This window comes from Shewanella alkalitolerans (assembly GCF_019457575.1).
In the GTDB taxonomy this organism is placed as follows: domain Bacteria; phylum Pseudomonadota; class Gammaproteobacteria; order Enterobacterales; family Shewanellaceae; genus Shewanella; species Shewanella loihica.
Genome location: NZ_CP080422.1, coordinates 4,106,901 through 4,121,282 on the forward strand (window position 1 = coordinate 4,106,901; position 14,382 = coordinate 4,121,282).

12 protein-coding genes are annotated in these 14,382 nt (G+C 54.9%); 4 read left to right on the forward strand and 8 right to left on the reverse strand.

What is annotated here, in order from left to right; translation table 11 throughout:
* Positions 1 to 20: 20 nt before the first annotated feature.
* The gene (gene mraZ, locus K0J45_RS17770; protein ID WP_011867258.1) at positions 21 to 479 is read right to left on the reverse strand and encodes a division/cell wall cluster transcriptional repressor MraZ; all 459 of its coding nucleotides are present in this window, start codon (positions 477 to 479) and stop codon (positions 21 to 23) included.
* Positions 480 to 893: 414 nt separating this feature from the next.
* Here mraZ and K0J45_RS17775 point away from each other — a divergent pair, with 414 nt between their 5' ends.
* The 3 genes from K0J45_RS17775 (at position 894) to K0J45_RS17785 (ending at position 3,171) form a co-directional block, all read left to right on the forward strand.
* A complete protein-coding gene (locus K0J45_RS17775) occupies positions 894 to 1,604 on the forward strand; it encodes a peptidase (RefSeq protein WP_220043509.1) in 711 nt (236 codons plus the stop codon).
* On the forward strand, positions 1,601 to 2,716 hold the full coding sequence (locus K0J45_RS17780) for a PepSY domain-containing protein (RefSeq protein WP_220043510.1): 1,116 nt from the start codon (positions 1,601 to 1,603) through the stop codon (positions 2,714 to 2,716). Before K0J45_RS17775 ends, K0J45_RS17780 begins: the two co-directional genes overlap by 4 nt.
* Before the next feature lie 146 nt (positions 2,717 to 2,862).
* On the forward strand, positions 2,863 to 3,171 hold the full coding sequence (locus K0J45_RS17785) for a hypothetical protein (RefSeq protein WP_220043511.1): 309 nt from the start codon (positions 2,863 to 2,865) through the stop codon (positions 3,169 to 3,171).
* A gap of 55 nt (positions 3,172 to 3,226) precedes the next feature.
* Here K0J45_RS17785 and glpK read toward each other — a convergent pair whose 3' ends face one another.
* The 7 genes from glpK to leuA all read right to left on the reverse strand — a co-directional run bounded on the left by glpK (position 3,227) and on the right by leuA (position 12,114).
* The gene (glpK, locus tag K0J45_RS17790; RefSeq protein ID WP_220043512.1) at positions 3,227 to 4,723 is read right to left on the reverse strand and encodes a glycerol kinase GlpK; all 1,497 of its coding nucleotides are present in this window, start codon (positions 4,721 to 4,723) and stop codon (positions 3,227 to 3,229) included.
* 11 nt (positions 4,724 to 4,734) lie between these two features.
* Positions 4,735 to 5,232 (reverse strand): nuclear transport factor 2 family protein, encoded by a 498-nt coding sequence (locus K0J45_RS17795; protein WP_144201722.1) that lies wholly within the window; start codon positions 5,230 to 5,232, stop codon positions 4,735 to 4,737.
* 226 nt (positions 5,233 to 5,458) lie between these two features.
* On the reverse strand, positions 5,459 to 6,811 hold the full coding sequence (locus K0J45_RS17800; RefSeq protein WP_041406760.1) for an outer membrane protein transport protein: 1,353 nt from the start codon (positions 6,809 to 6,811) through the stop codon (positions 5,459 to 5,461).
* Positions 6,812 to 7,377: 566 nt separating this feature from the next.
* Positions 7,378 to 7,983 carry a 3-isopropylmalate dehydratase small subunit gene (gene leuD / locus K0J45_RS17805; protein ID WP_220043513.1) on the reverse strand — a complete coding sequence of 202 codons (606 nt, stop codon included), beginning with the start codon at positions 7,981 to 7,983 and terminating at the stop codon, positions 7,378 to 7,380.
* A gap of 9 nt (positions 7,984 to 7,992) precedes the next feature.
* A complete protein-coding gene (gene leuC, locus K0J45_RS17810; RefSeq protein WP_220043514.1) occupies positions 7,993 to 9,393 on the reverse strand; it encodes a 3-isopropylmalate dehydratase large subunit in 1,401 nt (466 codons plus the stop codon).
* Positions 9,393 to 10,487, reverse strand: a complete 1,095-nt coding sequence (gene leuB / locus K0J45_RS17815; protein WP_144201716.1) for a 3-isopropylmalate dehydrogenase — start codon at positions 10,485 to 10,487, stop codon at positions 9,393 to 9,395. Before leuB ends, leuC begins: the two co-directional genes overlap by 1 nt.
* 55 nt (positions 10,488 to 10,542) lie before the next feature.
* Entirely contained in the window at positions 10,543 to 12,114 is a 1,572-nt protein-coding gene (gene leuA / locus K0J45_RS17820) for a 2-isopropylmalate synthase (RefSeq protein ID WP_011867268.1), read from the reverse strand.
* 581 nt (positions 12,115 to 12,695) lie between these two features.
* Here leuA and K0J45_RS17825 point away from each other — a divergent pair.
* Positions 12,696 to 14,381: a tetratricopeptide repeat protein gene (locus tag K0J45_RS17825; RefSeq protein ID WP_220043515.1), complete on the forward strand. Its 1,686-nt coding sequence runs from the start codon at positions 12,696 to 12,698 to the stop codon at positions 14,379 to 14,381.
* Position 14,382: the final 1 nt, after the last annotated feature.

Genomic DNA, 14,382 nt, shown 5'->3' on the forward strand with positions numbered 1-14,382 from the left:
AACTTATGGTTATTCTCTTATCACAAAGAGAAGTCCGCCAAACGCTCACTATTGGCAAAGGCATCGCTTTGAATCGTTTCACGGCTAAGTTCAATCTGTTGCTGCCAGGCCGCCTCATCCCACAGCTCAAACTTGTTCAATTGCCCCACCAGCATGGCGTGCTTATCCAGGTTGGCATATTGGCGTAGCGGTGGGGGCAGTAGCAGGCGACCATTGCTGTCTAACTCGCACTCATGGGCATAACCGAGTAACAAGCGCTTCATCGCGCGTTCCGGGCCCTGGGTATCTGACAGCAGTAACAGCTTGGCTTCTATCGCTTTCCAAGCCTCGAGTGGATAGATGAGCAAACAGGCGGCATCGAAATCGACCGTGATCACCAGCTGGCTGTTAAAATCGACGTGCAGGCGCTCGCGGTATCGCTTTGGGATCGCGATCCGGCCTTTGGCGTCAAGATTAATAGCACTCGCTCCACGAAACACGTTAGCTCGTCCTTGTTTTTCTGGTTAATAGATCCACAAATATCCACAATTTCCCACAAATGCTAAGTTTAGAGATAGTGTGCAAGCATTGTCAAGGGATGCCACCATTTATAAAGCCAGTATTCAAGCGGGTTCGCAGCCAGTTTGTAAATTTGTAACTACAGCCAAACCAGGGACAATTTGTGGGAATTTCAGGGTCAAATATGTTGAAAAAACAAACAGAAGTGGAGGGCCTACAGGCTTTGGTGGATCGATAAGTGGATCGCCGTCCCAAATTCAGGCCATGATCTGTGGGATCGACGCGAGCAGATGAAACCGACCCGTCTGTTCGACCCTAAGCAGTTGGAGTCACGCCCATTATGCCTTGCCCAAAGGCGGCTTGATCCCTATGATGGCCAATAAAAACACAAAATCATGCTGACACCCAAACAGAGCCGCTGGCTTCGAAAATCACACAAATGGTTGACCCTGTTTCTGGGGGCACAACTCCTCATCTGGTTAATTTCCGGCCTTTATATGGTGATCATGGATATCGACTATATCCATGGCGATCATCTCGTTGACGAGTCCAGACTCACGTTGGACGCTAGTCAGCTAACCATATCGCCCGAGACGATCTTCTCACGTTATCCCGATGCCACCAGACTAGAGTTGCTCCCGACGGCGCTCGGCCCGGTCTATAAACTCAGGCTCGACGGCAAAGCTCTCTATCTCTCGGGCCAAGATGGCAAGCCGCTCGAGCCGCTAAGCCAGCAGGATGCGATGCAGCTTGCTGGCTTGCTTCATCCCGGCGACCTATCAAACGCCAGCAGTGAACTGTTAACCGAATCGGCACCGGCCGAGATAGGCGGACGAGGCCTACCCCTGTGGCAGATAAACCTTAACGATGCCTTCGACTCACGCCTCTACATCTCGGCCAGCACCGGCGAGTTGGTGGCCAAGCGCCACGACTTCTGGCGCCTATTCGACTTCATGTGGATGCTGCACATCATGGACTATGACACAAGGGAAGATGTGCACAATCCGCTATTGACCGGCTTTAGTCTGCTCGCCCTACTGACGGCGCTTTCCGGCGCCCTGCTACTGCTCATCGCCTTTAAACGGGGCGAGGAGGAGCCGGCATGAGACTTAGTATGATTAGCGCGAGAAGTTTACACCGCATCCTAGGACTCATAGTCGGTGCCCAGCTTCTCATCTGGACCCTGACCGGCCTGGCCTTTAACCTAATCGACGAGCAGCTGTTAGATGCCAATTCCATGCGCGCCAAGCCTGGTAACCAAGCGCAAAACAGCGTCAGGTTAATTCAACCGACGGTGACGCTAGTAGAAATTACAAACCAACTGACAAATAGGAACGCTGAGCAATTAAGCCTTAAGCGTGTCGAGCTGGCCACGCTGCTGGAGCGCCCCATCTATCGTCTGAGGACGAGCGCCGGCACCCTCGCCTTTTGGGGCGATACCGGCGAAGCGGTGAATTTGAATAACGAGCAGTTGATAAGGCTCGCCCAGGAGAGTTATATAGGGGAAGCAAGGCTCTCTTCGCCCATTGTCGATAAAGAAGCAGCGCAGCGCTATGGCGGCAACTCGGCCTTCTACCGCTTCGATACCCAGGATGAGCATGGCACGCAGATCTTCATCGATGGCCAGAGCGGTGAGGTCAAGGCCCACGAAAACCAGGGCTCGCGATTCAAGCAGCTGCTCTTCATGCTGCACTTTATCGACTATTTCCCGAATAATGGCGTGAGCTTCAATCACCTGGCGACCCAGCTGATTGCCTTTGCCGCCCTGCTGCTCGGCCTCAGCGGCGCCTGGGTGCTGGTGCGCAAATTGGCCGCCGGTGACTATTTTAGCTGGCAGGTAAATAGAAGCGCAGACAAGGGAGAGCGACAATTAACCATACTCTCCCCGGACGGTGAGCCACTTGAAAGCCTCATACTGTCGCCGGGTAATCTGCTAGATAATCTTAATCACGACAGAATTCGCATCCCCAGCCAGTGTGGCGGTGGGGGTCAGTGCGGCATGTGCCGTGTCCGCTTCCTGGAGCTGGCGCCGCAGGCGACCGTCGAAGAGCAAGCCCGCCTCAAGCAGGAACATTTAGCCCAGGGCATTCGCCTCAGCTGTCAGCATAATTGCCACCAAGGCAAGATAGCGCTTACCAGCCGTGCACAGCTCAGGTTCTGGCAGAAGGCACAGAGTGATGCCGAGCAGGCAGTGAGTCCGGCTAAGGCCTCCTCGTAAACGAAGGCAGCCTCTTGATCGAAAGCCGCCCTCCTGAACGAAACGGCCACTTTGAACGAATATAGCGAACAAGATGTCTAAATTTTAAGCAGAAGCAGCCGATAAATAGGTTAGAGGAGTTACACCTAACCTAAAGAGGAGGAGAGATGGTTGCCCTAGATAGCCTGTACGCCATGTTAGCCAGACCGGTACAACGTGCGATAACACGTAAACGCGTGGTGGATCAGACTGAGCACATAGATGCCATCCATGCCGACAGTCATGAGGCGCCCCAGTCGCAGCTGCCGCCCCATCTGGAGCGTCGTCGCCAGACTGACAGGCGCATCAATCCCAGACCCGGACGCGACGATCGCCGCGGCCAGGCGAGACGCCTACAGGCGCAGAAACAGGCCGAAGAAGAGGCCGAAAAGGAAGCGCTGGATTCACCACTGCCCCGCATCGATATCGACGTCTAGTATCGACGTCTAGTATCGACTGCTAATATCAACACCTAATATCAGCGTCTGGCAATTAGCCCACTGATTCGCTGGTCACCTGAGCGACCGCGCGTTTCCATCCAAGATACAAGGCTTCACGTTCATCGTCGGCGATGGCTGGCTTAAAGCAGCGCTCCACACCCGCCTTGTGTTTCAATTCGGCCGTCGATTGCCAGAAGCCTACCGCGAGTCCCGCCAGGAAGGCCGCCCCCATCGCCGTGGTTTCCGTCACCTTAGGTCGCTGCACCTCGACATCGGTAATATCCGCCTGGAACTGCATCAGAAAATCGTTGGCGACCGCGCCACCATCCACCTTGAGCTGTTTCAGCTGCACGCCACTGTCTTTGGTCATGGCATCGAGCAGATCCCGGCTCTGATAAGCAATCGCCTCGAGGGCTGCACGGATGATATGGTTGCGATTCGCGCCCCTGGAGAGGCCGACCAAGGCACCGCGGGCACTGGCATCCCAGTAAGGCGCCCCCAGTCCCACGAACGCCGGCACCAGATACACGCCGTTGTTGTCATTGACCTTGAGGGCAAAATATTCCGTGTCCTGGGCGTCGCGGATCAGCCCCAGCTCATCCCGCAGCCACTGAATGGTGGCACCGCCCATGAAGACCGAGCCCTCCAGGGCATAGTTAACCTCGCCCTTTGGCCCCACGGCTATGGTGGTCAACAGGCCATGGTTAGACTGCACCGCCTGCAGACCTGTATTCATCAACAGGAAACAGCCTGTGCCATAGGTGTTCTTGGCCATCCCCTCGTCGATACACAGCTGACCGAAGAGGGCCGATTGTTGATCCCCCGCCATGCCCGCTACTGGGATCTCGCCCCCCTCCCCGGCGATACGTGTCTTGCCATACACGGCGCAGGAGGGCTTCACCTCGGGCAGGATACTCGCGGGAATATCCAGCGCCTCGAGCAGCACAGGATCCCAGGCCTGTTGGTGAATGTTGTACAGCATGGTGCGTGAAGCATTGGTAGGGTCGGTCACATGCACCTTACCCTCGGTAAGTTTCCACACCAGCCAGGTATCTATGGTGCCAAACAGCAGCTCGCCGGCCTCGGCCTTCTCTCTGGCGCCCTCGACATTGTCGAGGATCCAACGGATCTTGGTGGCCGAGAAATAGGGGTCTAACACCAAGCCGGTATTCTGCCTGATGTAATCCTCATAGCCCGCCTCCCTCAGAGATTCACACAGGGGTTGGCTGCGGCGACACTGCCAGACGATGGCGTTGTAGATGGGTTTACCCGTGCTTTTGTCCCACAGAACAGTGGTTTCACGCTGATTGGTGATGCCGATGCTGGCAACCTCGTCGCTGTGGATCCCCGCCCTAGCGAGGGCCTCGATTAGGGTCGAGCTCTGGGAGGCCCAGATCTCCATGGGATCGTGTTCCACCCACCCCGCCTTAGGATAGATCTGGGAAAACTCTCGCTGGGAGATGGCGACGACATTGGCGTCGTGATCGAAGATGATGGTACGCGAACTAGTCGTGCCCTGATCGAGCGCGATGACATACTTCTGCTGCACGAACGCCTCCGCTACTGCTGGTTAGGCTGGTTCGGATCGAGCTCTGGCTCTGGCTCAGACTCGACTTGCTCGGCGGCCTCTAACTGCTCGTCACAGGCGTGGGCGGGCAGATACCAAAACTCGGCTATCTTACCGTCCTGCACGCGGAAATTACCTATGCTGCACTGGCTGAGTTGCTCACCATCGTTCTCCCAGGTCACACGCTCTACCGTGCTGACATAGTGAGAAGAGTCGATCAGCTCGAGTATGGTGGCCTGGGCGCCGGTGAGGGTCTCGAAATAGTCTGTCATGGCGGCGCCAAATTGCGCCTTATCCGAGGTTTCAACCTCTATCTTGCTGCCAGAGATATGCATCCAGCGCACATCGTCCGACACATGGGTCAGCATTTTCTCGACACTGTGCTGGTTATAGGCGTCGATAAACCCTTTCACCACTTGCGTCGCACTCGGGTCGGCGAAGGCCGATATCGGCAGTAATGCTATGCTTGCAGCCAGAAGATAGGGTTTCATGGGACACCTCTTATTGTTGGTTCATCGCGCCTATCGCCCCGCTCTGTTGGCTGTGGGGCAATAGTGGATCGATTAGCGCTAAAAATATGTTGATAATTAGACGAATATAATCCGATGAAGTTCAGATAGCCAACAAATATTCAGATAAAAAAATGCCCCACATAGGTGAGGCATTTTCGTTTAACTTAACTAGCCCTTGGGCTTTAAGTTGCACTAGGGCATTAAGTTACATCTTGTAGCTTAACTGAGCGCCCAGCAACCAGACATCGCCACCCGCTTCACCGTTAAAGCTCACCTGAGCCAGGTTCATCAGGTTCATGGTCTCGTTGATCGGCGCATCACCGTGGGCCTTGATGTAAGTCACGGCAAAGTCCAAAGTCAGGTTCTTAGAGGCTTGATAGCCAGCACCCGCACTGAACCACAGACGGTCTGAATCGGGGATAGTGATGGTGCGATACTCATCTTCTACCGCCGTCTTATCCAGCGCCACACCACCTCGTACCAGCCACTTATCGCTTAGCTGATAGCTGGTGCCTAGGGCGAAACGCCAGTTGTCTTTAAAGTTCTCAACCTTCACCAGGTCCGACTCCAGGCCGCCAACAGGCTTCTGCTCGCCTGGGAAGTAAGCCACCAGTTGATCGAACACGCTCCACTGGGTCCAGTTAATGCTGGCATGCATCGCCCAGTTGTCGGTGAGCTGATGGTAAGAGGCCAACTCGGCAAAGGCTGGTAGCTCGAGTGGCATATAACCCTCGATCTCCACATCCTGACCACCGTTGTAGATCAGGCCAGAGGCATGACCGTCGAGTTCCAGCTCGACGCCACTGTGATAGGCCAGACCGATACGGTGCGCCGGGTTGATCTGCCAGCTGGCACCCAGCTGCCAACCGTAGCCAATATCATCGCCTTCCATCGATTTCAGGCTAGTGCCACCTGGTGGTAGTGCGCCTGCGATCTCGGCAGGCAGAGTAGGGATCGCCTTGATGCCATCGACCCAAGCCGGCGTAGAGGCGCCAATCTTACCTTCGCCATAGACGATACGCAGGCCCGCACCGACAGAAACGGCCTCAGACACCTTGTAAGCCAGATTTGGATTAAACTCCACAGTGGTCACTGAGGTTTCTTTACCAAAGATAGCGGTAGGATGGGTGCTCGGCACCTCGGTCGCCAGACCATAGTTAGAGTTGACCGCTAAACCCCAGGTCCACTGGTCGTTAAGCTGGTTTGAGTAGTAAAAGTTAGGCACCAGGGCGTCGTCAGCCACATCCAGGGCATCAGCGTTCATGGTCACGCCCTGAGGCCCCAACACAGGTGAAGCCAGAGTCACGTCCCCCTCTACATCGACGTTTGGCATCACATAGATACCACCCAGCGACAGCTGACGTCCCTCGAGGTAGGTCAACATAGCAGGGTTGCGCGCCTGAGCGGCGGCGTTGTCGGCCATGGCCGCCTCACCCGCAAAGGCACGGCCTAGACCCGTGGCAGAATATTCGGCAAGTTGAAATCCAGCGGCCTGAACTTGAGATAGCGGCGTGGCGATGGCAGCAACTACAGCTAAAGATAAAATATGCTTCTTCATCATGGCTCTCTTGTTATTATGACAACCTAGAGCAAAGGCTCCAGATATTGAGTGAGCCGCAGTCTACTGATGCAGAATATCTTTACAAGCAAATAATGAATTTAAGCGAATAATGCTGGCCAAAACGCCTAAATAGCATACAAAAACCAGCTAAAACCGACTTTTAAACGCCAACCAAAGTACAAAAATGTGATCCACGTTCACTTAATGGAGTTTGCAAAAATCAACAACTCCAAATAAAAACCAATAATATCAACCAATTAAAATAAAGACATTTAATTAACACCTGTACGCCTGAAAACAGTAAACCCACCAGCATAAATCACTAGCTAATTGTGCATATGACTAGCTAACGGCTGGAGACCACAATAAACAACTGAAAAATATAGACTTAACAAGATTCATTGCCACTAATGTAAACAAAAAGCCGACCACAGCAAATTGCGATCGGCTCTATTCGATAACCCTAAGGTACAGATGTACGCCTAATTTCTAGTACGTCAAACTCCTAAAGCGTCTAATCCCTAAAACATGTATCGGGCGCAATGAGTTAGGCCTTCTTAGCATTAGGTGCGCCAGCTGGGGATTTCAGTTTCATAAGCCGCTATCGCCTCGCCGTAACCCAAGCTTATGCCTATGGCATCCAGGCCGTTTAGCAGGTTATGGCGTGCCGACGGGGCGATTTCGAAGCTAAAGCTTGCGCCCGAAGGAGAGGTCACAGTCTGGGCCTGCAGATCCACGCTCACCTGAGCACCCTCTTCTGCTTCAACCTCTCGCATCAACTGCACCACCTCCGCCTCGGTAAGACGAACCGGCAACAGGCCGTTGTTGATGGCATTGCCATAGAAGATATCGGCAAAACTTGGCGCTATGACCACCTTGAGGCCAAAATCGGCCAGAGCCCAGGGCGCATGTTCGCGGCTCGAGCCACAGCCAAAGTTCTCCTTAGCCAGCAAGATAGAGGCTCCCTGGTAACGGGGCTGGTTCAGGCTGAACTCAGGGTTCGGTTGATCGCCGGCATCGTCCAGATAACGCCAGTCGTGGAACAGGTGAACCCCAAAGCCATCACGGGTGACCTTAGAGAGAAACTGCTTAGGGATGATCTGATCCGTATCGATATTGGCACTGTCGATGATCACCGCAAGCCCTGTGTGTGTGGTAAATGGTTGCATCGCTCCCTCCTAGTATGGCTTGCGAATATCGACGAAATGACCGGCAATCGCCGCTGCGGCGGCCATGGCAGGGCTCACCAGATGAGTGCGGCTACCGCGACCCTGACGACCCTCGAAGTTACGGTTACTGGTCGAGGCGCAGCGATCCCCCGCCTCTAGCCTGTCATCGTTCATCGCCAGACACATGGAGCAACCCGGCAGACGCCATTCAAACCCGGCGTCGATGAAGATCTTATCCAGGCCTTCCGCCTCCGCCTGCTCCTTCACCAAGCCTGAGCCCGGCACCACGATAGCCGTGACACCGGTGGCCACCTTACGTCCCTTGGCCTGCTGGGCCGCCGAGCGCAGATCTTCGATGCGCGAGTTGGTACAGGAGCCGATAAACACCTTGTTGATACTCACATCTGTCATCTGAGTGCCAGGGGTGAGCGCCACATAGTCCAGCGCCTTCTCGATACTCGCCTTCACCGTCGGGTTTGTCTCATCTTCTGGGTTAGGCACACACTGATCGATCGCCACCACCTGACCCGGGTTGGTCCCCCAGGTCAGCTGAGGCGCGATATCGCTCGCCTCCAGCACCACATGGGCATCGAACACGGCATCCTCGTCCGACTTCAGCGCCTTCCAGGCGGCGACCGCCTGCTGCCAAGCTTCGCCCTTTGGCGCAAATTCACGGCCTTCTAGGTAATCAATGGTGGTCTGATCCGGCGCTATCATGCCCGCCTTGGCGCCCATCTCGATCGCCATGTTACAGACTGTCATGCGTCCTTCCATCGACAGGGCGGCAATCGCCTCGCCGCAGAACTCCACCACATAACCCGTGCCGCCATCCATGCCTATCTTGCCTATGATGGCCAGCACGATATCTTTGGCGGTGATCCCATCGGCCACCTGGCCGCGCACCTCGATCTTCATGGTCTTGGCTTTCAGCTGGCGCAGGGTTTGGGTGGCCATCACATGCTCCACCTCAGAGGTGCCAATGCCGAAGGCCAGGGCACCGAAGGCGCCATGGGTCGCCGTGTGCGAGTCGCCGCATACAATCACAGTGCCCGGCAGGGTGATACCAAGCTCGGGGCCCATAACGTGGACAATCCCCTGATTCTTATGATGAATATCGTATAGACGCACGCCAAACTCTTTACAGTTTTGTGCCAGAGTCTCCACCTGAGTGCGCGCCATGGGGCTGAGTGCATCCAGGCTGGCGCTCTTGGTCGAGGTGTTGTGATCCATGGTGGCAAAGGTCTTCTCTGGCGCCCTTAATTTACGTCCGGCGACTTTCAGGCCGCTGAAGGCCTGAGGCGAGGTCACCTCATGCACCAGATGGCGATCCACATAGATAAGCGGCGCCTCCCCTTCGGGGGCTGCTACGATATGGCTGTCCCATACCTTTTCATACAGTGTCTTCGCCATTAGTTTGCCTCTCTGACTGCTTGGGCTATATAGTCGCCCATCTCGCGGGTTGATTTTGCCTTGTCACGCTGATCCGCGCTCAAGAGTTCTCCAGTTAAATAGCCATCGCTCAACGCCTTGGCGACCGCATCTTCAATCGCCTTGGCCGCCGCTTCCTCCTTGAGGCTATGACGCAGCAGCAGCGCCGCAGACAGGATCTGTGCGATCGGGTTGGCAATGCCCTGGCCGGCGATATCCGGCGCGCTGCCACCAGCTGGTTCATACAGACCAAAGCCATCGCTGTTGAGACTCACCGAAGAAAGCAAGCCCATGGAGCCAGTCAACATGGCGATCTCATCTGAGATGATGTCGCCAAACAGGTTAGAGCAGAGCATCACATCGAAATCGAAGGGGCGACGCAGCAGCTGCATAGTGGCGTTGTCGATATAGATATGCTCCAGCTCCACATCCGGGAACTCCTTGGCCACCTCTTCGACCACTTCACGCCACAACACAGAGCAAGCCAGTACGTTGGCCTTATCCACAGAGGTCACCTTCTTACGACGACCTCGGGCTGCCTCGAAGGCGATCTTGGCGATGCGACGCACCTCGCGGCGGCTATAGCGCATGGTGTCGAAGGCCTCTTCCTGCTCGCCCTCACCCTGGCGCCCCTTGGGCTTACCGAAGTAGATGCCACCGGTCAGCTCGCGCACGCAAAGCACGTCGAAGCCCTGGGCCGAGATATCGCTACGCAGCGGCGACATATGCTCCAGGCCAACATGTAGCTTGGCCGGACGCATATTACAAAACAGCTCGAAGTGTCCCCGTAGCGGCAGCAAGGCGCCGCGCTCTGGCTGATCGTTTGGGGGTAGATGCTCCCACTTAGGGCCTCCTACCGAGCCGAACAAGATAGCGTCGGCCGCCTCGCAGCCCTTCAGGGTAGACTCGGGTAGCGGACAACCATGATTGTCTATGGCCGCGCCTCCCACATCATATTCGCTATACTCGATATCCAACGAGAAACGCTCTTCCACCGCCTTAAGCACCTTGCGTGCTTCGACCATAACCTCGGGGCCGATCCCATCACCGGCCAATACCGCGACTTGATAACTCATACCTCAAGAGACTCCCTGCAATTAATTGTCTTTATGCTGTTTAATTCGAAATTGGTTATACGCCGCCTAACTCGGTGCGCGCCTGTTTTAACTTATGCTTGTTCTCGGCCACCTTGTCGGCGCGCCAGGTCAGATTCATCACGTGGATCAGCGCCGCTGCCGAGGCCTCGACCACATCGGTCGCCAGGCCCACACCATGGAAGCTCTGATCATGATACTTGGCGGTGATATCCACCTGTCCCAGGGCGTCTTGCCCCTGCCCCTTGGCGCTAAGTTGGTAGCTGCTGATGTTGATCTCACAGCCGCTGGCGCGGGCAATCGCCTTGTAGGCCGCATCGACCGGTCCGTTACCCGTTGCCGCCTCGGTCACCGCCTTGCCGTCTATGCTTAGGGTTACTGTTGCGGTGGCCTGTCCCTGAGTCGAATCTGAGTGCACCACCAGCTGCTGCAAACCATAGTGGTTTTCATCTTCCGCCTGGGCCTCTACATACACCAAGGCCTCCAGGTCATAGTCGAACACCTGCCCCTTCTTGTCTGCCAGCTTCAGGAAGGCCTCGTACAGTGTGTCCATGTCGTAGTCTTGCTCGCCATAGCCCATCTCTTCCATGCGATGTTTGATCACGTGGCGGCCGGAGCGGGAGGTCATATTCAGGTTGTTGCGGTTCAAACCGATACTCTCTGGCGTCATGATCTCGTAAGTGTTTTGCGACTTCAGCACACCATCCTGATGGATACCCGAGGAGTGGGTAAAGGCGTTGGCGCCGACGATCGCCTTGTTTGCCTGTACCGGCATGTTACACAGCTGGCTCACCAGATTAGAGGTGCGGTGGATCTCTTTGGCATTGATCCCCGTCTCTAGCCCCAGGCTGGCCTTTCGGGTGGCGATGATCATGGCGATCTCTTCCAGGGAGCAGTTACCGGCGCGCTCGCCGATGCCATTGACGGTACACTCGATCTGACGCGCCCCATGCTGCACCGCGGTGATAGAGTTTGCCACCGACAAGCCCAAGTCGTCGTGACAGTGCACTGAGATCACCGCCTGATCGATATTCGGTACCCTGTCAAACAGATTTTGAATGATGCCGCCAAATTCGCTCGGCACCGTATAACCTACTGTGTCGGGAATGTTAATGGTCTTGGCGCCCGCCTTGATGGCTGCCTCGACCATGCGGCACAGGTTATCTATTGGGGTACGACCGGCATCCTCACAGGAGAACTCCACATCGTCGGTGAAGCGGCGGGCATATTTCACCGCGCCAACCGCCATATCCAACACCTGGTCAAAGGAGCGCTTAAGCTTGCTTTCCACGTGTATGGTCGAGGTCGAGATAAAGGTATGGATACGGAACTGCTCCGCCACCGACAAGGACTGGGCCGCGGCGTCGATATCTTTCTCAAGCGCCCTGGCAAGCGCACAGACCCGGCTATTCTTGATAGTACGGGCAATGGTCTGCACCGATTCGAAATCCCCCGGCGATGAGACGGGAAACCCCACCTCCATGACATCCACTCCCAGACGCTCAAGTGACAGTGCTATCTGTAGCTTTTCCTTAACCGTTAAACTCGCCGCTAATGCTTGCTCACCATCTCGTAAGGTCGTATCAAATATTATCACTCGGTTAGACATCTGGTTTCTCCATGGTACGTCTAGGCTCTAATTTTGGGTGTTCGTCGAATCCATAAACAAAAAAACCCCGCGTTGTTGGGCGCGGGGTTTATGAATGCTGAATGTGTTATTAAGCGTGCAACACTACATTCTCCGCGCAGGACCTGCGAGAATGAGAATAAGGAGGCTGAGGAGTGCACGGTTAATAGTCGTCATTGTATTCAGTAAAAGTAATTAATTATTCGTTTCGCTTCGAAAGATTGATTAATATTTAACGTGTGTCTGTTCAATAGTCAACCCCATATTTTTCATGTTTGCCACATTAGACCAGATAAAAATCTTGATTAACTGCGCAAATCTAACCATTTATTTGCTCACAAGAGTGACTAAGTGATTAAATTCAGCATACTAGGTCATTTGCCGAGCAATCCCTCTGATTCCAATCGCAGGCGCTATTTTTTATGCAATTGCTGATGAAAAATCAGTATAATGCCGCCAAAGGAAACAGAAACAGCACACTCGTTCCGGAGCTTTTAAAAATGGATTTTCGTCTCATAGTGTTAAGTCTCAGCCTCTGGCTGATCCCAGCTTATGGGGACACTATGACAGAGTTAGATGAGTTGGCCCAAACCGTCTACCAATATCCCAACAAGACACTGACACAGATCTCGGCGCTGGAACAACGCCTGGATCAGGAAGCCACGTCTGAAGAAAATCGTCTGCGCCTCTCGCTGCTCAAGTGCGAGGCCTTCGTGCAGCTGGGTGAAAACGAGGCCGCCATCAATCTGGGCCGCATGAGTGAGGCCAAGGCCAAGTCGCTCAAGCTCAATCAGCTCAGCCCCTACTTTCTCAACTGTATGGCCGCGGCCTATATCGATTATGGTGACCTCAGACAGGCGCTGACCCTACTGGACTCGGCCATCTACCTCTCTCGCGAGCAACAGCAGCCCCAGTCCTTAGTCAACGGCCTGATGCTGCGCGGCAAGATAGATACCCATATCGAGAGCCAGAGCAGCGCGCTGGAAGATCTACGCCTCGCTCAAGATATCTACCCGGATACCGAGAAGCAGAGACCTCAATGGCTCACCCCGCCGAGGCCCTATGTGCAACTGGCCATGGCCGAGCTGCTGCGAACCAAGGGCCTCTACAACCAGGCGTTCAACAATGCCAAGGGCGCGCTGGATAGCGAGCAAACCACGGGAAAGGTGAGGCTAACAGTGCTACTCACCCTGGCCAAGATCGCCCACTACAACCAAGAAGTGAAGTTCAGGGACGACATGGTGCTCGAGGCCAAGATCCTGCTACCCGAACTCGCCACGGCGACCGAGCTAGCCGAGAGTTATACCCAGCTGGCGGAAATCGAGTTTCTAAGGGGAAATGATAAGAGCGCCATCCAGCTGCTCAATATCGCCCTCAACACCTTCGACAAGCAGAAGAAGATCAACGACAGCCTGAGGGCCAATCGTCTACTGGCCAATATTCAATTGGCGAACGGCGAGCAGGCCCTGGGGACAGAGCTGATGCAGAAGGCGATCGCCATCGGCGAGCGCACCAATCAGTTTGACGAACTCGTCTATTGCTATGGCATCCTGAGCCGCTACTTTGCCGACATAGGCCAATACAAGGACGCCTATCAGTATCAGCTGAAACGCTTCGAGATGGCCCAGCGCAGCTATGAGTTTCTCAAAGACACACGACTGCTGCAGATCAAGGCCCAGCTGGGGCGCTATCAGCAGCTGGCCCAGGACAATCAGCCTAAGCCCATCAAGCTCGATGCCCACATCAGCGACAGCTATGGTCTTATCGGCATCCTTGTGCTCTTCCTGCTGCTGACGCTGTTTATTCTGCTCAACCGTATAAGAATGCCTAAGACGCCGCTGCAGGTGAGCCAGAGAGATGAGCCGATGAGCACCCAGGAGAAGATGGAGGCCCTGCTGACCAGCGCCAAGCAGATAGGTTTTCCTATCACCATCTTGCTGATCAACCCCAGTCATCTGGCCAAGGCCGATGTCGACAGGCTACTGACCCGTTTGTCACAGAAGATCCGCCAGCAGGATATCTTGCTGAGCACCAGCGCCGATCAGATATTGATCATGCTGCCCTTCACCTCGCTGGCGGGCGCCCAGCTTATCGCCCGCCAGCTGAGCGCCATCATAGAACCGCTACAAAATGGCGCCCGGGTTAACATGGGGATGGCGGTGATGCAGCATCACGACACCCTCTCATCTCTGGTTAAAAGGGCCAGTGTCGATCAGCTGAGTAAATACAGCGGTCAGCAGGCACACTAAG